Source organism: Microcoleus sp. bin48.metabat.b7b8b9.023 (genome assembly GCF_013299185.1).
Taxonomy (GTDB): domain Bacteria; phylum Cyanobacteriota; class Cyanobacteriia; order Cyanobacteriales; family Microcoleaceae; genus Microcoleus.
Window position 1 is genome coordinate 1 of record NZ_JAAFKG010000012.1, and the last position, 21434, is coordinate 21434.

The 21434-nt window shown below is 47.1% G+C and carries 10 protein-coding genes; 9 read left to right on the forward strand and 1 reads right to left on the reverse strand.

Translation table 11 applies throughout. The features are described 5' to 3' along the window. Positions 1 to 267 precede the first annotated feature (267 nt). The 9 genes from QZW82_RS09435 to QZW82_RS09475 all read left to right on the forward strand — a co-directional run bounded on the left by QZW82_RS09435 (position 268) and on the right by QZW82_RS09475 (position 18365). Positions 268 to 1230, forward strand: a complete 963-nt coding sequence (locus QZW82_RS09435; RefSeq protein WP_293147378.1) for a glycosyltransferase — start codon at positions 268 to 270, stop codon at positions 1228 to 1230. Between the two features lie 829 nt (positions 1231 to 2059). Next, the gene (locus QZW82_RS09440; protein ID WP_293147380.1) at positions 2060 to 3919 is read left to right on the forward strand and encodes an NAD(P)H-quinone oxidoreductase subunit F; all 1860 of its coding nucleotides are present in this window, start codon (positions 2060 to 2062) and stop codon (positions 3917 to 3919) included. Positions 3920 to 4024: 105 nt separating this feature from the next. Then, entirely contained in the window at positions 4025 to 4744 is a 720-nt protein-coding gene (locus QZW82_RS09445; RefSeq protein WP_293147382.1) for a carbonic anhydrase, read from the forward strand. 106 nt (positions 4745 to 4850) lie between these two features. After that, positions 4851 to 6371: an NADH-quinone oxidoreductase subunit M gene (locus QZW82_RS09450; RefSeq protein ID WP_293147384.1), complete on the forward strand. Its 1521-nt coding sequence runs from the start codon at positions 4851 to 4853 to the stop codon at positions 6369 to 6371. 221 nt (positions 6372 to 6592) lie between these two features. Further along, complete coding sequence (locus QZW82_RS09455) at positions 6593 to 7084, forward strand: CDP-alcohol phosphatidyltransferase family protein (RefSeq protein WP_366664994.1); 492 nt, start codon at positions 6593 to 6595, stop codon at positions 7082 to 7084. Positions 7085 to 7186: 102 nt separating this feature from the next. Beyond that, the gene (locus tag QZW82_RS09460; RefSeq protein WP_293147387.1) at positions 7187 to 8509 is read left to right on the forward strand and encodes a CO2 hydration protein; all 1323 of its coding nucleotides are present in this window, start codon (positions 7187 to 7189) and stop codon (positions 8507 to 8509) included. A 228-nt stretch (positions 8510 to 8737) separates the two neighbouring features. After that, complete coding sequence (locus tag QZW82_RS09465; protein WP_293147389.1) at positions 8738 to 8950, forward strand: hypothetical protein; 213 nt, start codon at positions 8738 to 8740, stop codon at positions 8948 to 8950. A gap of 413 nt (positions 8951 to 9363) precedes the next feature. Beyond that, a complete protein-coding gene (locus QZW82_RS09470; protein ID WP_293147391.1) occupies positions 9364 to 16518 on the forward strand; it encodes an Ig-like domain-containing protein in 7155 nt (2384 codons plus the stop codon). Positions 16519 to 16790: 272 nt separating this feature from the next. Beyond that, the gene (locus tag QZW82_RS09475; protein WP_293147392.1) at positions 16791 to 18365 is read left to right on the forward strand and encodes an AAA-like domain-containing protein; all 1575 of its coding nucleotides are present in this window, start codon (positions 16791 to 16793) and stop codon (positions 18363 to 18365) included. Positions 18366 to 18903: 538 nt separating this feature from the next. Here QZW82_RS09475 and QZW82_RS09480 read toward each other — a convergent pair. Next, complete coding sequence (locus tag QZW82_RS09480; protein WP_293147393.1) at positions 18904 to 21408, reverse strand: GH116 family glycosyl hydrolase; 2505 nt, start codon at positions 21406 to 21408, stop codon at positions 18904 to 18906. Positions 21409 to 21434: the final 26 nt, after the last annotated feature.

Genomic DNA, 21434 nt, shown 5'->3' on the forward strand with positions numbered 1-21434 from the left:
CCTGAACGTTCGGAGCCCAGAGTTTTGAAACTCCGACCGAAACCGTATCGTCGAATGCAGGAACCTCGCTCTGTCTTGAAAGCTAGACTACGAAGGTGATTAAGCCTTTTTCAGTGCCATTGGACTGAAGTCCGAACGATCAAACTGGTAAGAGAGGACTGAAGTCCTCACTACAAACTGGTAAGAGAGGACTGAAGTCCTCACTACAAACTGGTTCGTAGTAAGGACTTCAGTCCTGATTGACTCAACAACCAGCAGAGAGGATTAATGAACAGCGAGCAGTTTTCACCCCTTGTTTCGGTTGTGGTACCTGTTTACAACGGGGAGACGGATTTACCTGATTTAATTGAGTGTTTGCGATCGCAAACTTATCCCACAAACAGAGTAGAATATCTCTTAGTAGACAACAAAAGTCGCGATTGCACTTCAACTATCCTCCAAGCAGCAGCCAAATCCCCCAAGCAAGAGGGATTCAATCAAATCACCATTCGCAATCTCACCGAAAATACGATTCAAAGTTCCTACGCCGCCAGAAACAAAGGAATTCGCGCCTCCACAGGCGAAATCATCGCCTTTACCGACGCAGACTGTCGCCCCGAACCTCAATGGTTGCAAAATTTAGTCGAACCATTCGCTAACTTAGAAATAGGAATTGCCTGCGGGGAAATCCTCGCCCTCCCTGGTAACACTCTCTTAGAAAAACACGCCGCCCGCGAAAATACTTTATCTCAACAACATACTCTCGCTCACCCTTTTTGTCCCTACGGTCAAACGGCTAACTTAGCTGTGCGCCGCCAGATTTTAGCACAAGTGGGTTTGTTTCGCCCCTACCTTACGAGCGGTGGCGATGCGGATTTGTGCTGGCGGATTTTGCGGGAAACATCCTATAAAATGTATTTTGCCGAAAATGCGATCGCCCGACACCGCCACCGCAGTACAATAAAACAGTTACAAAGTCAATGGCATCGTTACGGCGAGTCGAATAAATATTTGCACGAACTCCACGGTGTCGATTTGATGCGAGAATTCACCTCCAGGGAATATTTGTACCGGCTGGCTAGATGGCTGTTAAAGGAATTGCCGGTTGCTACTGCTAAATGTGCGATCGCCCGTGCCGATCTGGTAGATTTGTTCAATACGCCGATCGGTCTAATAAATGTCAGGGCAAGGGCGATCGGACAGCGACAAGCCAAACTCCCAGAACTAGCTCGGGAAATTGAGCGACTTTAATCTTTTAGGTACGTTGTTGCGCTTGAGCGCTCTCTTGAATTTTAATCGGGTTTCTGCCAGCGCGATCGTAGCATCCGAACTTCTTTGATACACGAGCGTTGCTGAGTAATTTTCCCTCCGTTCAAGCCTATCTATATAAAAAGTAGGATTGACAAATCTTCCTTAGTATAATGTGACACCTCTAAATCTTCAATAACACTAATACTGATAATCCCAGCTTGACATCCGATAAGTACAATTTATCTGTATATTAAGTATGCTGAATTAGGAAATGTCAGGAACTCAGGGAATCAACGCCACTGAGCTTGCAAGAAATTGCAAGCTGTTCTGACCAGACCCCTTGATGGCGAGGAGACGTTATTTAGGTCATGACACCGGCGAATGCGACGCCAGTTTGCCGCTCTGTCACCTGCGATTAAACAGTTTTAAAGTCACTGAAACAGTGTCGTAGGTCTAACAAGCCTTCATAACCAGGTCGAGGCAAACATTACCCCGGAAGGGAGACTGAGGCAACTATGCCTCGAAAGGGAGGGGCAACCATACCCCTCCAACCCCGTAAGGGGATTGACGGGGACTCTCATTCCCCCGCGTCGTTTCCCTCTCAGGTCTAAAGACTCTGAGTTTCCCACTTACCGAGCTTTTTTATGAAAATTTCAGGCAATCCTTAATATAAAATTAATAAGTGTATTTTGCCACGGGCGGTTTCAGAACGACGAAAAACTCGCATTTACCGCCAAAATATCTTTACTTCTGGCGAATGAGCTCAGCCTTCTGGCGTCGAGATTATTCTCAGATTTTTAAATTTTTGTAACAATTACAGGTAGTGCCAATGGCTCAAATCCTACTCCAGACCGTTTGGTTTATACCTTGCTATCCACTTATCGGCGCATTTCTGTCGATATTGTGGTTTCCAGCAGTAACTCGCCGCACGGGGCCTAGACCCTCCGGTTACGTGAACGCCATCTTAACTCTCTTCGCTTTCGCCCACGGCGTCATCGCCCTGACAGCCATCTGGAACCAACCGGCACAACACCAGTTCATTCCCTGGCTGAATGTGGCAGGTTTAGACTTAACCATTCCCGTAGACATTTCTGCTGTCACCGTCGGGGCGACAGTTTTGATTACGGGACTGAATTTTCTGGCGCAGATTTATGCAGTCGGCTACATGGAAATGGACTGGGGCTGGGCTAGGTTCTTTTCCCTGATGGGGCTGTTTGAAGCGGGGATGTGCGGCTTGGTATTGTCCAACTCTCTGTTTTTCAGCTACATGATTCTGGAAGTCCTGACTCTGGGAACTTACCTGCTAATCGGGCTGTGGTTCAACCAGTCTTTGGTGGTGACGGGCGCCCGCGATGCTTTCTTGACTAAGCGGGTAGGAGACTTATTCCTGTTGATGGGAGTAGTCGCAATTCTGCCGCTGGCTGGAACTTGGAATTTTGACGAGTTGGCAGTTTGGGCTAAGACTGCAAACATTGACCCCACAGTGGCGACGCTGTTGAGTTTAACTTTGATTGCTGGGCCGATGGGCAAATGCGCTCAGTTTCCCCTGCACCTGTGGCTGGATGAGGCGATGGAAGGCCCTTTGCCGGCAACGATTTTGCGGAACACGGTGGTTGTGGAAACCGGCGCTTGGATTTTGATTAAATTGCAGCCCGTGATTGCTTTGTCGCCCGTGGGGCTGAAGACAACTATTATTGTGGGTGCTGCAACGGCGGTGGGTGCGTCTTTAATTGCGATCGCCCAAATCGACATCAAGCGCACGCTTTCCTATATAGTCAGCTCTTACATGGGCTTAGTCTTTATCGCCGTCGGTACCGGACAAACCCACACAGCTTTGACATTAATCTTTGCCTACACCTTAGCAATGGGTTTGTTGGTAATGAGCATCGGTTCAGTAGTTTGGAACAGCATCACTCAGGATGTCCGATATCTCGGCGGTTTGTGGGCGAAGCGGCCGATATCGGGAATATCGTTTCTTGTTGGCGCCGCTGGAGTGATGGGCCTGCCACCCTTCGGCTGCTTCTGGGCTTTATCAGAATTAGCAGGCGGGCTTGCTAAAACTCATCCTTCACTGTTAGTAGTAGTGCTGTTTGTGAACGGCGTAACTGCTTTTGGCTTAGTCCGCGTTTTCGGTTTAGTTTTCGGTGGCAAACCCAAGCAAATGACCGAACGTTCGCCCGAAGTTGCCTGGCCTTTTGTCTTGCCGATGACAGTGTTAATGGGATTTACCTTGCACGTCCCACACTTGCTCGCCGCCTGGAAATTGCTGCCTTTGGCAACTTTAAATTATACTGCGGCCGGGCTGTTAGCTTTGTCAAGTGCGATCGGCATTGGTGCCGGAGCATTTATTTACCTGAACGAAAAGTGGGAAAAACCAGTGCGAATTGGTTCTCAAGCCGTGCAAGACTTCTTTGCCTACGACTTTTACACCGCCCAACTTTACCGCGTGACAGTAATATTTGCAGTCGGTCTGGTTTCCCAAATCATATCCTGGTTCGATCGTAATATTGTTGACGGATTCGTTAACTTAATCGGTTTTGCCACAGTTTTCGGCGGGCAAAGCCTCAAATACAACGTTAGCGGTCAAACTCAGTTTTATGCCCTGACAATTCTGTTCGGAGTGGCACTTTTGGGATTGCTCGTAAGCTGGCCTCTGTTGGCTCGCCTGTCGCTGATTGTGGGCGGGTAAAGAGATATAAAGTTGAAGATTTTAGGTGACACTTTCACCCTAAAATCTTAAATTAATGAAGTCTTAAATCAAGATTTCAAACTCAATCCAACAAGGCAGAATATCATGAAAGACGATCGCAGACAAGTAAATCTTTCCCGGCGCAACTCCCTAAAATTTGTCGCAGGAGCAATCGGTACAGGAATACTGGCAGCACGAGTAGGAGCTGATGTCGCTGCACCCGAACCAGCAATTGCTCAAAATGAGATGACTCCCGATGCAGCTTTGGCAAAATTGATGGAGGGGAACAAGCGGTTTGTGAACAGAAAACGTCAAAGTCCGAACCAAGACTTACCTCGCCTTGCCGAAGTTGCCAAAGCTCAAAAACCATTTGCTGCTGTTCTCGGCTGTGCAGATTCCCGCTTTCCTTCTGAGATTATCTTCGATCAAGGATTGGGAGATTTATTTGTCTGTCGGGTAGCCGGAAATGTTACTACTCCAGAAGAAATTGGCAGCCTGGAATTTGGCACGCTGGTGTTGGGAGCCAAAGTGCTGGTAGTAATCGGCCACAAACGTTGCGGTGCGGTAGATGCAACCATCAAAGGCGCTCAAGTTCCCGGTCAAATTGGCAGTTTGCTCGAAGCAATTAAACCTGCTGTAGAAAGCTCAAAAGACCAAGCAGGCGATCGTCTAGAAAATGCCTCAAAAGCCAATGTGGTGCTGCAAACTAAAAGGTTGAAAGCATCTCCAGTTATCTCAAAGTTAATTGAAGAGAATAAGCTGAAGGTTGTTGGTGGATATTACGATTTAGACACGGGTGCAGTCAATATTTTGATTGAGTCCTGATGTAATTTGCGATCGATAATTAGGGTGAAAATTTACAGCTCATTCTCAACTTATTAAACGCAAAAGCGTACAAAATTGATTCTTTACTCTTCACTATTCACACATTATGCTTAGTGCATTGCTCTGGTTGCCTGCGTTGGGCGCTGCGGTAGTCGGGTTCCTGCCCGGAAAAATGAATGCGATGCGGGTGCGCTCCGTCGCTTCAGTCTTTGCTGCTGCCGTTTTCCTGTTGAATCTCTGGCTGCTTACTCAATTTGACACGACAAATTCAGGGCTACAATTTCAAGAATATTTGCCTTGGATTCCGCAATTGGGTTTGAGCTACAACTTGGGAATTGATGGCTTATCTTTGCCACTGCTAGTTTTAACCGGATTGCTGACGCTATTAGTGATTTACGGTACTGGTGAAGGCATTGCTCGCCCCCAGCTTTACTACGCTTTGATTTTGCTGATCAATGCGGGGGTGGCGGGAGCTTTGATGTCTCAAAATTTGCTGCTGTTCGTTTTATTTTACGAACTAGAATTACTTCCTTTTTACCTGTTGATTGCGATTTGGGGTGGCAAGCAGCGCGAATACGCTGCGATGAAGTTTCTGATTTACACGGCAGTTTCGGGACTTTTAGTTTTAGCAGGATTTTTGGGTGTAGCTTGGCTGAGTGGGTCTTTAAACTTCGATTACAGTGCAATTACTACTCAAGATTTGCCCTTAAACACGCAATTAATCTTGCTAACAATTGTCCTATTTGGGTTGGCAATTAAAATTCCTTTAGTGCCCCTGCACACTTGGCTACCGGATGCCTACGTCGAAGCTTCGCCAGCAACAGCAATTCTGTTGGGAGGAGTTTTGGCGAAATTGGGAACTTACGGCTTAGTGCGGTTTGGTTTGCAGATGTTCCCCGAAACTTGGTCGATTGTCGCTCCTGGTTTAGCGATAATCGGTACGGTGAGCGTGATGTACGGTGCTTTAAGCGCGATCGCCCAAAAAGATATCAAGCGCATGGTAGCCTATAGTTCGATCGGGCATATGGGCTACATCCTCGTCGCCTGCGCCGCCGGCACCAAACTCGCCTTAATCGGTGCTGTCGGGCAAATGGTAAGCCACGGCTTGATTTTAGCCTTGCTGTTTTATCTCGTAGGCATCATCGAAGCCAAAGCCGGTACCCGGGATTTGGACGTGCTCAACGGCTTAATGAATCCGATGCGCGGTTTACCCACAGCAAGTTCGCTGTTAGTTTTGGGCGGCATGGCAAGCGCCGGAATTCCCGGTTTAGTCGGTTTTATCGCCGAATTTTTAGTATTTCAAGGCAGTTTTTCAACATTTCCAATTCCGACTTTACTGTGCATTTTAGCCTCCGGGTTAACAGCAGTTTACTTTGTAATTCTGCTCAACCGCACTTGTTTTGGCAAGTTGGACAATGCCACGGCTTACTATCCTCCAGTGAAGTTTGCCGAAAATCTGCCAGCCCTAGTTTTAGCGGCGATCATTTTCTTCTTGGGAGTGCAACCGGTGTGGCTGCTGAAGTGGAGCGAATCCACTACAAATGCAATGGCAGTAACTCTATCAACGGGCAGATATTCTCAAGTAGCTGTCAAGTATCAGCAGCAGAAATCAGTTATTAGTCATTAGTCATTGGTCATTAGTCATTAGTGCTGTCCCCGCTCGCGAACAGCATTAGTGCTGTCCCCGCTCGCGAACAGCAGTCATCAGTCATTGGGCATTGGGCATTGGGCATTGGGCATTGGGCATTGGGCATTAGTCATTAATCATTAGTCATTAGTCATTAGTCATTAGTCATTGGTAATTTCAACCAACTGTCAACTGTCAACTGTCAACTGTCAACTGTCAACATCGGTTACTTAGTTGGGTTTTTCTCAGATATCTTCGATGGCATTATTGCCAGACGCATCGGCGTCAGTAATCAACAATTACGTCAAGCCGATAGTTGGGCTGATGTCTGCTTCTATATCTGCGTATTTGCCAGTGCGTGGCTGGTGCATAAAGATTTGGTAATAGCCTTTCGAGTACCGCTGCTGGCTGTAGTTTTTGTACAGTTGGTATGGTGGATTGTTAATTTGCTAAAATATGGTAAACCAGCCAGCTACCACACCTACTCCGCTAAATTTTGGGGAATAACCCTGTTCATTGCTACTATTGCTCTTTTCGGCTTTAACTACGCTGGAATTCCCCTGTGGCTAGCTATTATTTCTGGCATCATTCATACTGTAGAAGAGATTGCGATGACACTTGTATTGCCAGAGTGGAAGCATGATGTTTTGAGTATCTTTCATGCTCTGCGATTGCGTCAAAAATTGATTTCTGATCCCCTCAGTAACGACTAAAGTCGGGTTGAGAATAAAAGGCAGCTTTTAAGGGACAGAAAAATAAGAATTCAGGGTTCAAATTGTCCAAATAATATTGCTATTCATTAGGAGAAACTAAAAATGGTACAAACCCCTAGTAAACCAGCAACTAAACTGCCTCCTTCCAAGCACGAATTTGCCGAAATCATTCACAGACTGGAAGCTGGCGGCGCGATGATTCCAGATACGCCGGAAAATCTGATGCAAATCATCGCGATTTGGAAGGCCTACGCGGTACCGATGGATTTCTATTGGCGGGATTTACTTTACATCGCGGAACGGGTATTTTTAAACCCGCTTCCTTTCTTTAAATACTTCTTACCCCAGGAGTATTTAGACTTGCAAAATCACTATTCAGGTGACGGTGCAGATTTACGGATTTGGCGGGGGACTGGCAGCGCACACCCGGAACTTTTGGAGTTCATGGAAAATGGAGAAACTGGCAAAAAGCCACGTTTGTTTCACCATTTGTGGCACGATCGCATTAACATGGAATTTGCCGAAGAGTGCATGAGGTCAATGCTGTGGCACCGGGGGATGTACGTTCCTGTCAACCAGTTTGACCCCTATCTCGACAGCGACGAATACAAAGCAAATGCCGATCGCGCTATTAAAGCTTACTTCAAAAAAGACCCGTTCATGCTAGCCCTGCACAAAGCATTCCCCGAAATGTTTTTGGAACAGTGCCGCCAGATGTCTTATTACAGCAACCTCGGTTTATTCTGGGAAGTAATGGCACCCGTGTTTTTTGAAGTTTCCGACTTGTACGACGAAGGCAAAGTTACTACAGTCCCGCAGGCGATGGATTTCCTGGTAAATGGTATATTTGCGATCGCCGGTCGTCCGATTTACCACCACGTTCTCATCGACGGCGAAACCTACGAAATCATCCCGAAATCAAAAGGTTTCACTTGGCTGTACGAAGCAGCGCTACCCTACGTAGAATCGGTATTTTACCGCACTTCGCCGTTCCGGGGAACCAAATCTTACAACGCGCAAGCCAAGGAAGTTCCCGACGACCAAAAAGACTTCCACTACGGTATTTTGTATGCAGATAAATTCCCTGTAGGAACTGCGGGGATTCCGCCGACGCTGCTAGCCCAAGATATGCTGCACTTCCTGCCGCCTTATTTGATGGATTTCTACAAACACCGATGCCGCGGCGAAGATGATATCCTGAATCAGATTGGGGTGACGTTCCAGCGATCGATGTACTGCGTTACTTCGGCGGTAATTCAAGCTTTGCGGACGGCTCTGCTGTATCCTTTGGATGACCCGAATCCGAAACATTTGAAGGCAAATCGGGCGTTTTTCGAGTCTCAGATCGATCGCTTTTGCCGCCCGGAATACGGCATGAAATATGCAGCGAAGTTGAAAAACATTCAGACTTCTGATTACAGATAGTCCGCAAAAGCGGACTTTAGTTCGTTCTCATTCTGCGGACTAAAGTCCGCACTACAAACCTTATTGATGTCCGCAAAAGCGGACTTTAGTCCGTTCTCATGCTGCGGACTAAAGTCCGCACTACAAACCTTATTGATGTCCGCAAAAGCGGACTTTAGTCCGTTCTCATGCTGCGGACTAAAGTCCGCACTACAAACCTTATTGACTAATCACTAATCAATAATTACCATGAACAGCAAAGATCTAGCCAAATATATTGAAGCAACCGATGGCATTTCCAAACCGTGGCTGTTGGTGCAACTCCGGATGAAAAAATTGCAAGAAAGGCGATCGCAGATTTCTACTGAAGAATATCTTAGAGAACTTACCGATCTTCACCAAGATTTAATGAATTTGGGCGAATGGTGGGTGGGAATCGAAGATGAAGTGTTTAAAAGTTAAATCGGGATGGGTAAGGTCAGAAATTTGTCAATAGTCTAATTCGAGCGTTGAGTTGTCTCGGTTTAATAAACAAAGATAGCATCTCAGTTTTGTAAAAAGCATTTTTTTATTGTAGTCCTGTCCCCGCTCGCCTATTGTACAATAGGCGAGCGGGGACAGGACTGTAAATGTAAAACTGAGATGTCCCCTACTGCGTGAATCTCTTAATCATCTAATCCGGCATTCGGGTAGGGTGCGCTAGCTTTTCACATTTTTTGTGATGTGTCAAGCAAATAGTTTGACGCACCCTACGACTGAACTAAAAGGCAGGTTATCGGTAGAGAACAAAATACTCTCCTGCTTGAATTTTGGACGGAGTTGAATGTGCTTGCCACATTCGATTGGATTCTTATATTAAATATAGGCACATCGAAATGGGACAGATAATTATTAATGAATTCCGCCGTGACGGCAATTTTCAGGGCGACGAGTATGTGGAAATTTTACTAACTGAAGACTTAACAGTAGCTCAGCTTCAATCCTATTTTATTGGCGATTCGCAAGATCCGCCAGAATTTAAACTTTCTGCTTATCAATTTGTGAATATGGCGAATATTGCTTCTGTCTTCAAGGCAGGAACAATAATTGTGATAGGTGGCTCAAATGTGATTCCAGTCAATGATATTAGCTACAATCCAGTTCCTGGCGGGAATGATGCTGATTGGAACATTAAATTGTTGATAAATAACGGTGCAGGTGGTACATATCTAAATAATGTTTTAGTCGCCAATAACCGACTAGGAGGAGATTTTGCAGGGTCAGATACTGTTTGGGTAGATACTAGCAGTACGGGAATTACTTCTGTTGATTCGATCGCCTGGCCGACAACTGGTTTGCAAACATTTGGCAATGCAGCTAAGGTAAAAATTGCCGCTCCGAATAACGGTGGTAATAACGGTGGTAATGTCGAATTCATGAGTGCGATCGGCGGTTTGAACAAAACTGCTAATTATGCTGTCAATAGTGTAGGTTCGATCGGCGTACCCAATTTCGGCATTAACACTATTTATATTAACAGCCTCCGCAACCCGCAGATCAACAGCGCTCCAACTTTAACAAATTCTAACGCTAATAGTTTAACTGCAATTAATGAGGACATAGCAAATGTAGCTAACACGGGTTTTAGTATTTTCAATATCACTAGCCAGTTAGGCGCTGATGTTAATGGCGATCCGTTGGGTGTCGCAGTCACAGCAGCAGACAATACTAACGGCAATTGGCAATTTTCAACTAATGGCAATACTTGGACAAATTTCGGCCCATTGTCGCCAATTTCAGCAACAATACTCGGCCCGACGCCTCTTTATAATGGCTTGCTTGGCAGCACTCCCAATTCTCAAAATTGGCTGTCTTTGACAAACTCAAATATTATTGCTCCTACCACTATTGCTTCAGAAATATTAAGCGGTAATGGAGTTAATTTAAACAGTACGGCTGCCAATAATATCTATGCTGGCTATACAAATAATCCCTTAAGTTCGTTATTTCCGCCGCTCGATCGCACGCAGGGATTTAGCCTATCTTTTAATCTGCAAATTATCTCCGAAGCCCGTACTAATGCCAATCGGGCGGGTTTTAGCATTGTTGCCGTTACGAGCGATAAAAAAGCAATTGAAATCGGTTTCCAACAGCTATCTGCAACTACGGGCAATATCTTTGCTCAAGCAGACGGCATTACTCCCAATCCGGGCGGACAAACGAATAGCTTATTTGTGGCTGCTGAAAATGCTGCTTACAATACAAATCTTGCTACTAACTATACTCTGAAAGTTTTAGGCGACAATTACTTTCTTTCGGACGGCAGTAATAATGTTATACTAACGGGGCTGCTGCGAAATTATGCTGCATTTACTGGCGCGATCGACCCCTATGAAACTCCTAATTTTCTATTTCTCGGAGACTACACAAACTCAGCTCAATCTAACATCAACTTAACGCGGGTTTCTCTGCAAACGCCTGCGAAAGTCCGCTTTGTACCCAACCCAAATTATTACAGTATCGCTGGCAGCGAACCAACGATTACGGTGCGGGCGTGGGATGGAACGAATGGAGTTGGTAACGGTACTGTGGGTGTGAACGCTTCAGTTACTGGAGGAACAACGCCGTTTAGCACTAATTCGATCGCACCGACGATTGCAGTTAATCCCGTCAATGATGTACCTTCGTTTGTCAAAGGGGGCGATCGCACTCTCAAGAGTAACTCCAGCCCGCAAACAGTCCCCGGATGGGCGACGGCAATTTCTCCAGGCCCCGCCAACGAGTCGGGACAAACTGTGGCTTTTCAAGTAGTCGGGAATGACAATGCTGCTTTGTTTAGCGTACCGCCTGCGATCGACTCAGCGGGCACGCTAACATTTACACCGGCCGTGGGTGCGATCGGCAGTGCTAAGATCGCTATCAATCTCAAAGATAATGGCGGCGTTGCTAACGGCGGTGTCGATACATCCGCCAATCAAACTTTCGTCATCAACCTCACCAACCAGCCACCTGCCGGACAAACAGACAATTACACGATTCCCCACACCAAGGTATTCAACCAGCAAGCCCCCGGAGTATTAGGCAACGACAGCGACCCCGACGGCGATATTTTGACGGCGAAGCTATTGTCAAATCCAATCAACGGCAAAGTAAACTTCAACGCTGACGGTTCATTCAGCTATACTCCGAATGCGGGTTTTGCCGGGCCAGACAACTTTAGCTACAGCGTCAGCGACGGAGTATCGCCGTCTGGGGCTGTTGCGGTCAACCTCACTGTCACCAACTTGGCGCCTGCTGGACAAACAGACAAATACACAATTCCCCACACCAAGGTATTCAACCAGCAAGCCCCCGGAGTATTAGGCAACGACAGCGACCCCGACGGCGACCCCCTGACTGCCAAATTATTGTTAAGCCCAAACAACGGCCTGGTTAAATTCAACAGTGACGGTTCATTCAGCTATACTCCGAATGCGGGTTTTGCCGGGTCAGACAGCTTCACCTACAGCGCCAGCGACGGAGTATCGCCGTCTGGGGCTGTTGCGGTCAACCTCAATGTCAGCAACCAGCCACCTGTTGGACAAACAGACAATTACACGATTCCCCACACCAAGGTATTCAACCAGCAAGCCCCCGGAGTCTTAGGCAACGACAGCGACCTCGACGGCGACCCCCTGACTGCCAAATTATTGTTAAGCCCCAGCAATGGCAAGGTAAATTTCAACAGTGACGGTTCATTCAGCTATACTCCCAATCCAGGTTTTGCCGGCCCAGACAACTTCACCTACAGCGTCAGCGACGGAGTATCGCCGTCTGGGGCTGTTGCGGTTAACCTCAATGTCGCCAACTTGCCACCTGCGGGACAAACAGACAATTACACGATTCCCCACACCAAGGTATTCAACCAGCAAGCCCCCGGAGTTTTAGGCAACGACAGCGACCTCGACGGCGACATCCTGACAGCCAAGTTATTGTCAAATCCCAGCAACGGCAAGGTCGATTTTAAGGCGGACGGTTCCTTCAGCTATACTCCCAATCCGGGTTTTTCCGGGCCAGACAATTTCACCTACAGCGTCAGCGACGGAGTATCGCCGTCTGGGGCTATTGCGGTTAACCTCAATGTCACCAACCAGCCACCGACTGGACAAACAGACAATTACAGTACCTCACTTGATACCGCCCTCAACATTTCTGCGATCGCAGGCGTCTTAGGCAACGACAGCGACCTCGACGGCGACCCCCTGACGGCAACTTTATCAACTGGCCCCAAAAATGGCAAGGTCGATTTTAAGGCTGATGGTTCCTTCAGCTATACTCCCAATCCGGGTTTTGCCGGTACAGACATTTTCAGCTACAGCATCAGTGACGGCATATTGGCATCTCCTGCCATTTCGGTGAATATCAACGTCACCAAGTTGCTAACCAACCAGCCGCCAGTAGCAAATAGTGACAACTATACAACTCTCCACACCAAGGCACTGAATGTTCCAGCCCCCGGAGTCCTGGCCAATGACATTGACCCCGACGGCGACCCCTTGACTGCCACAGTGGAGTCACTTCCCAACAACGGCAAGGTCAATTTCAAGGCTGACGGTTCCTTCAGCTATATTGCCAATCCAGGTTTTATCGGTACAGACAACTTCAGCTACAGCGTCACTGACGGCATCAACCCACCTGTTTCGGTGCCGGTCAAGATCAATGTCACGAATCAGCAGCCTCAGGCAAATAGCGATCGCTACAACACTCCCCACAACAAGACACTCAATATTCCAGCCCCCGGAGTCTTGGGCAACGACAGCGACCCCAACAGCGACCCGTTAACTGCCAAACTGGTAACATTACCCAAAAACGGCAAGGTCAATTTCAACACTGATGGTTCCTTTAGCTATACTCCGAATCCGGGTTTTGTCGGCTTGGAGGAATTTAGCTACAACATCAGCGATGGGGCATCCACGACTGCGGAGACTCCGGTAAGTATCAATGTCACGAATCAGCAGCCTCAAGCAAATAGCGATCGCTACAACACTCCCCACAACAAGACACTGAATATTCCAGCCCCCGGAGTCTTGGGCAACGACAGCGACCCCAACAGCGACCCCTTGACAGCGAAACTCATAATATTACCCAAAAACGGCAAGGTCAATTTCAACGCTGACGGTTCCTTTAGCTATACTCCGAATCCGGGTTTTGTTGGCCTGGAGGAATTTAGCTACAACATCAGTGACGGGGCATCAACGACTGCGGAGACTCCGGTAAGTATCAATGTCACGAACCAGCAGCCTCAGGCAAATAGCGATCGCTACAACACTCCCCACAACAAGACACTCAATATTCCAGCCCCCGGAGTCTTGGGTAACGACAGCGACCCCGATCGCGACCCGTTAAGTGCCAAACTGATAACATCACCCAAAAACGGTAAGGTCAATTTCAACGCTGACGGTTCCTTTAGCTATACTCCGAATTCGGGTTTTGTCGGCTTGGACGAATTTAGCTACAACATCAGTGACGGAGTCTTAACGACTGCGGAGACTCCGGTAAGTATCAATGTCACGAACCAGCAGCCTCAGGCAAATAGCGACAGCTACACCATTCCCCGCGACAAGACACTGAATATTTTAGCCCCCGGACTTTTGGCTAATGACATAGACTCTGACGGCGACATTCTAACTGCCAAACTTGATGCGGCGCCCAACAACGGTAAAGTAAATTTTAAGGCTGACGGTTCTTTCAGCTATATTCCGAATCCCGGTTTTGTTGGTACAGACAAGTTCAGTTACAACATTTCTGACGGGGTATTAACGTCTGCTTCGGTACCCGTCAATATCACTATCATCAACCGATCGCCGATCGCCAATCCAGACAGTTACAGTACATTGGATAGCAGTGTTCTCAACGTAGATGCGATCGCGGGCGTCTTGGCCAATGACATCGATCCCGACGGCAACCCGCTGACAGCCGCCCCCGTTGCTTTGCCCAACAAAGGCAATCTCATATTAAATAAAAACGGCTCTTTTACCTATACTCCCAATACGGGCTTCTCGGGGACAGACAGCTTTACATACAAGCTTAATGACGGAATCCTTGAGTCTTCGCCGGTTGCAGTAAACATTAGCGTTAAGAGTGCAGGCGCGTTTAACTTCAGTACCGCTAACTACACTGCCAGGGAAAACGGTACTGTTGCCACAATTACTGTCATTCGCACAAATACTGATGTTGCTGCTGATGTGAGTTACAGTACCTCGAACGCCACTGCTAATGCTGGCAACGATTATACTGCTGCATCGGGTAGGCTGAATTTTGCGATCGGCGAAACTCAGAAAAGTTTTACTGTACCAATTCTTGATGACTCCTTATTAGAAGGCGATGAAACTGTTAATCTCAGCTTGAGTTTGCCTGGCAATGGTGCGATTTTGGGAAAGAATTCTACTGCTATTTTGACTATTTTAGACAATACTCCCACGCCAACTCCCATTCCCATTCCAACTCCAACTCCCACTCCCACGCCAAATCCGATCGCAATTCCCACTCCCACACCAGCGGAAACTCCCACTCCCACGCCAAATCCGATCGCAATTCCCACTCCCACTCCCACACCAACTCCAACTCCGATCGCAATTCCCACTCCCACGCCAACGGAAACTCCCACACCAACGCCAAATCCGATCGCAATTCCCACTCCCACGCCAACGGAAACTCCGATCGCAATTCCCACTCCCACGCCAACGGAAACTCCCACACCAACGCCAACTCCGATCGCAACACCCACTCCAACTCCGACGCCGATCGCACCCATTCGCACACCGATCGCAATTCCCACTCCGACGCCAGCGGAAACTCCCACGCCGACACCAACGCCTGGAGAAATGCCGATCGTTCCCATCGCACCTTTACCAACCGAAACCTCAATACCTGCGGTAATTCCTACTGCTGTTGAAGACTGTGCGTGCGATCGCATCAATTTACCCGATCGCACAGCCATTCCCGGCCCGAATATCGCTGCAAACACCCTCAACGGTACTGATGGTAAAGATACTCTCACCGGCAGCGATATTAATGACAGCATCAACGGTTTTAGTGGCAACGACTTGCTAATAGGCTTATTCGGCAGAGACAATATTTACGGCGGCCTTCTCAGCCCTGTTCCTGTAGGCGCGGATGCAGACAGCGACACAATATTTGGCAACGAAGATAACGACTACATTGTCGGGGACGCTGGGAATGATGTTATTTATGCGGGCAAAGATGACGATTTGGCGATCGCAGGCAAAGATGATGACATAGTGTGGGGAGACAAAGGCAACGATACCTTGTTTGGCGATCGAGGTAATGACAGTTTATTTGGTGGCACTTCTGACTCGTCTGATGGTGATTTAACAGGAAAAGATTTGCTGTTTGGGGATGATGGCAACGACCTTTTATACGGGCAAGAAAGCGAAGATACTCTTGTTGGTGGCGATGGCAATGACACCATCCACGGCGGCAAAGATAACGATCTAATTTGTGGCGAATCCGGCAATGATTTGCTGTTAGGAGATTTGGGAAGTGACACCATCTGCGGTGGCGACAGCGACGATACAATTTTCGGAGATATTAACAAGATTCCGACGGATGGTAGCAGTCAAAAAGATTATTTGTGTGGCGGTAGTGGCAACGATCTAATTTTTGGTGATGAAGATGCAGATAAATTGTGTGGCGGTGACGGTAACGATACTCTTTACGGTGGCAAGGGTAATGATACTTTGATGGGGGGAAGTGGTGACGACTGGTTGATTGGAGATTTAGGACAAGATACGCTGCAAGGGGGAAGCGGGCGCGATTACTTTTTGTTGACTGCGGGAGAAAGTGGCGATGTAATAGCTGATTTTAGGCAAGGTGAGGATTTATTGGTTTTGACGGGAGGCTTAAAGGTCGATCGACTCAGCATAGTTCAAAATGGCGGTGCGACTTTAATCAAAATTGCCAACACAGATAAAATCTTAGCTACTCTCAACGGCGTGCAAGCTAATTTCATCACCCAACAAGATTTTAGAGTAATTGAGTTGGGTTTGTAGATTGAAGATAGCGGTTGAAACCGCTTCGAGGGTGCAAAATCGCAATTGCTGGCGCTGGGGTGCGATCGTCCTTCTGACAACCGCAAGCTAAACTAAAAGTATCCCCTCCTTACCAGAAAGAATTGGTTGAAAGCCCAAATCGCGATCGGGATAAATTAAAATCAGACTATTCATTACTCCAATCCTCGGACTTAAACGTAGAGGTCGCTTTTAAACGGTCAACTGTCAACTATCAACTGTCAACTGTCAACTGTTGAAACCCCAATTTACCTATGCCTAGATGGTTCAATACCGCCGGCCCCTGCCGCGCTGACATCCACTATATGCTGTCTGCAACCAGTCGCATCCCCAACCTTGAACGACTGATAGCCCAGGAAAACTATTTCGTCATCCACGCACCCCGACAAATCGGCAAAACCACTGCCATGTTGTCTTTAGCCAAAAAACTCACCGAAAGCGGACAATATACCGCTGTCATGTTGTCAGTTGAAGTGGGCGCACCTTTCAGTCAAGACATTGCTGGTGCTGAAGATGCTATTCTGGGTGCTTGGCGGGATAATATTGCTTTTCGCCTTGCGAGTGAACTTCAACCTCCAGATTGGACAGGCATCAAGTCGGGACAAAAAATTAGGGCAGCTTTACAACTGTGGGCACAGTCTTCCCCCCGTCCTTTAGTTATTTTGATTGACGAAATTGACGCATTACAAGACCAAGCTTTAATTTCTATTCTACGTCAATTACGCGATGGTTATCCCAATCGTCCAAACGCTTTTCCTCAATCAGTTGGTTTAATTGGTTTGCGAGATGTCAGAGATTATAAAGTGGCCGCAGGTGGCAGTGACAGGCTTAATACTTCTAGTCCATTTAATATTAAAGTTCGTTCCCTCACTATGCGGAATTTCAATGCTGCGGAAGTGGTTGAACTCTACAATCAACATACAGAAGATACCGGACAAGTTTTTACTCCAGAAGCCGCAGCTTTAGCCTTTGAACTCACTCAGGGACAACCTTGGTTAGTCAATGCGTTAGCTAAAGAAATCGTCGAAGAGTTAGTCACTGATGAATCAATAGCAATTACAGCCGAGGATATTTTAACAGCTAAAGAGATTCTGATTAAACGACAAGATACGCATTTAGATAGCTTAGCAGAAAAACTCCGAGAAAACCGAGTCAAAGCCATTATCGAGCCGATTTTAGCCGGACGAGAATTGCCAGAGTCTTCCAATGACGATCGCCAATACTTGGTAGACTTGGGTTTACTCAGACGCGATCCGGCTGGGGGGCTAGTCATTGCCAATCCGATTTATCGAGAAGTGCTACCGCGAGTTTTAGCCCAAGGCCCCCAAGATAGTTTACCGATTATCAGTCCCAGTTGGTTGGGTGCCAACGGAGAATTAAACACAGATGCCCTTCTCAAGGCCTTTCTCGCTTTTTGGCTGCAACATGGCGAACCGTTGCTCAAAAGTGCATCTTATCCCGAAATCGCGCCACATTTGGTGTTGATGGCGTTTTTGCATCGGGTGATTAATGGTGGGGGAACCTTAGAGAGAGAATATGCCATTGGGCGCGATCGCATGGATCTGTGTTTGCGTTATGGTGAAGTCACATTGGGAATTGAATTGAAGGTTTGGCGGAATAGGAAAGTCGTTAGCGCAGCGACTCCGCAGGAGTATCCTTTGAGTAAAGGATTGGAACAGTTGGATGGATATTTAGCGAGATTGGGACAAGATGAGGGTTGGTTGGTGATTTTCGATCGCAGAGACAATGCACTAGAATTGGAAGAACGGCTGAAAACTGAAATTCATCTTAGTCCATTAGGCCGAGAGATTACAGTCATTCGGGCATGATGATTTATTCTGCAAGTTTAGATAGTTATAAAATGTTCAAAAAACTTTATGGTAACAGAAAATTGTCTAAGCTTGCGAAAGGTATGTTGTTGGGCTTTAGCCCTCTTAGAGTAGTGATTATAGTGATTATATAGCAATACAGTTGACTTAGGAATGAGAATTAAATAACTTACAATTTGATGGTTTTTGTGGGATGGGCGGGAGAACCCGTCCTTTATGAACGGGCTCTCCCGCCCATTCCACTTTGCTTGTATAAATTATTTAATTTGCGATCCTTAAGAAAAATCTGACTTGCCAAAAATGCCTGTATTGCCAGAAAATCGTCATATAAAATTATTCAAAAAGCGTTAAATAAACCGTATTAGATTATATAGTAAGCGAGGTCGCATCAAAAACTCCATTTACAATCATACCTCATGTTTATGATAAATGCTATAGCCTTTATCATAAAGGTGAGGCATGACTGATAGCTTATAGAACCTCTTAAATCCCGAGGGCTAAAGCCCAACAACGTACCTAATTTTATCGAACCAATGGCCTATTTAAAATTAGTCAACACCCCATAAATTGCCCAAATCGCCATCGCCCGCAAATAGTGACTCGCCCGAAAAGTCCCCCCCGCCGTAATCGCTTCCGGCGTGCGAAACTGCAACCCATTCTCATAAATCTGCTTCACCACCGCATCCGTCAACTTAAATGCCTTCTCCTCCATTCCCATCTGCACCAAAAAAGCCGCCAACCCAAAATTAATTCCTGTCCAAACTTCCAAGGGATGAGTCGCATTCGGATTTTCCGGCGAACCGTTCAGCATCACCCCATTCGCCGCACCGAACTCACCATCATTGAACTTTAAGAAACAAGATTCATACACAGTTTCTAAAGCGCTGACTGCACATTCAGACGGCACAATATCCGGCAATCCCAACAGTTTTGCGTAAAATTGACCGCACAATTGGTCGGCCATCACCACTTCCGAATTACTCTCGCTGTCCAAACGGTAATATTTACCGTTCCACAGTTTTTCTTGATAGCTAGGTCTTGCTTGTAAGAGCCAACTGTGATATAATGCAATCTTCTCTTGCGGATTCGGAAGTATATCAGGTGCTGCATCTTCTAAGATTTCCCCGATCGCGATCGCACTTTCCAACGCAGCCAACCACAAGCCCCCGCAATAGGCGCTAATTCCCCGCATTTGCCAATCATCAAACGTCTGATCCGGCGCACCCGAATTCTCAGGAATGCCGTCTCCATCCTCATCAAAGGTTTTCAGATAAGCCAAAGCCTCAACAATTGCCGGCCAACACTCTTGCAAAAACTCACAATCCTTGCTACCCGTCAAGAGGAAATCCCGATAAACTTGCAATACAAAATCGCAAGGTAAATCCTTCCACAAATTGCAATCTTGATAGCTAGTATAATTCGTTTTTTCCCAAGGATGTTCGTTGGGAGCACCCAAATCGTGCGGCGTCGCACCGATAGATTTTCTAATCGCCGCAGCTTGATTCCAGCCAATAACTCGCGGCGTATCGTCACCCGCCGAAATTGCCCTAGCAAAGGCAATCATGACCGACTTTTCTAATTCAGGCCACAGCATCAATAAAGCAAAAGAACCGTAAAGCCGCACGTCCAAACTTTCGTACCAGCGGTAATCAATACACTCCAAAACCCCAAATTGACCTTTCGGATCGCGTTCATCCGCTGCACTCCAGAGACTACCGCCCTGAGTTAAAATATACAACTCATTAAACAGCGCCATTTTAAAACTATCTGACAAATCAGTTCGTTCTAAAATCGGTTTTTGCCAAGCTTCAATATTTTCGCGCCAAGTATCCGAATGCTTCATCGCCGTGCGAATAATCGGCCAGACATTTTTGCCATTGCGCCCGAAGAAATCGGTATAACGGCGGTAGTAAGAAATTCCCGATGCAAATTCAGTAATTGGCAAATCCCAAGCTATGATAAAGGGGATTTTGCGAGTTTTCCCCGGTCGAATGGTAAACCGAACTGCGATCGCACAAGCTAACTGTTCCCCTGGGGCGGCGGCTGTCTCGTCTCTGTCATCCAACAAGAAGCCTTGTTGAGAAAAGTGCCGCCAAATATCCTCGCCGTTTCCCGCCGGGTTCCAGCGAGTTTGATAGAATACTTCTACCGCCGGATTGGTAATAGTTGCGATCGCCCATTGTCCATCTCCTTCTTGCGGCCTATCGTCAGCAGTCAACCGCGTCATCACGCAACCGAAACGGTGAAAATCTTCCACCAACAAATTCATATTTCCGCCACTTTCTCCCCACCGGGGTTTATAGTCATAAAAAGGACTGCCATCATCTCGCACCTTCACTTCTGGCGACTTGTTAGCATTGGTAAACCAGCCGACAATATTCTCCCAAGTTAGCATGATGCTGAGAGTAATCGGCGCATCTGTCGGATTGTGCGCTACCCATTCAAACATGGCAACTGGGTAACTGCTTTCTTGATAATTGTTTGGCAAAATTGGCGAAAATTGCTCGCAGCTTAATTGAGCCTCAAACACATTTTCGTAAACATACCAACTGCGCGGATACAAAGCATGATAAGTCCCCGAATTAGACTTTCCTCCTCTCCCTTCAGCCTGCTGTCTCCCATCCGTTACATCCGTTACATCCGTTACATCCCGTACATTGCTCGTTGCCGAACTTCCTTCTTCCTTCTTCCTTCTTCCTTCAGAAGGATACCATTGCCAACTAGATAAACTGCCATCTGTAGGCGGTTCGGTGGACAGTGCAAAGGCTTGTTTTTTGCCTTTTGTTTCTTCAAATATGCTGAATTGACAAGCTGGTAAACTGCGAAAAATGTGCTCGCCGCCGTCGATGTGCCAAAGGTTGAAGTCGCCTCTGGACGATCGCCCGATGCAGCCTGCACCGAACCCGCCTAGGGGCATTCCGTGCCATGGCCCGTCGTCGAGATTGCTTGCGTAGCGGACTGTATAGGGATTATCCCAACCGAGGCCGATGGGACGTTTCCAGGTGTGCGGGGGGATGTTTGGGTTAAATGTGCGATCGTTCATGGTTTAATTTTGGTGGCAAGGGCGAT

Coding starts and splice junctions, on each gene's coding strand:
- QZW82_RS09435 (WP_293147378.1), top strand. CDS start 268: ATGAACAGCGAGCAGTTTTCACCCCTTGTTTCGGTTGTGGTACCTGTT.
- QZW82_RS09440 (WP_293147380.1), top strand. CDS start 2,060: ATGGCTCAAATCCTACTCCAGACCGTTTGGTTTATACCTTGCTATCCA.
- QZW82_RS09445 (WP_293147382.1), top strand. CDS start 4,025: ATGAAAGACGATCGCAGACAAGTAAATCTTTCCCGGCGCAACTCCCTA.
- QZW82_RS09450 (WP_293147384.1), top strand. CDS start 4,851: ATGCTTAGTGCATTGCTCTGGTTGCCTGCGTTGGGCGCTGCGGTAGTC.
- QZW82_RS09460 (WP_293147387.1), top strand. CDS start 7,187: ATGGTACAAACCCCTAGTAAACCAGCAACTAAACTGCCTCCTTCCAAG.
- QZW82_RS09465 (WP_293147389.1), top strand. CDS start 8,738: ATGAACAGCAAAGATCTAGCCAAATATATTGAAGCAACCGATGGCATT.
- QZW82_RS09470 (WP_293147391.1), top strand. CDS start 9,364: ATGGGACAGATAATTATTAATGAATTCCGCCGTGACGGCAATTTTCAG.
- QZW82_RS09475 (WP_293147392.1), top strand. CDS start 16,791: ATGCCTAGATGGTTCAATACCGCCGGCCCCTGCCGCGCTGACATCCAC.
- QZW82_RS09480 (WP_293147393.1), bottom strand. CDS start 21,408: ATGAACGATCGCACATTTAACCCAAACATCCCCCCGCACACCTGGAAA.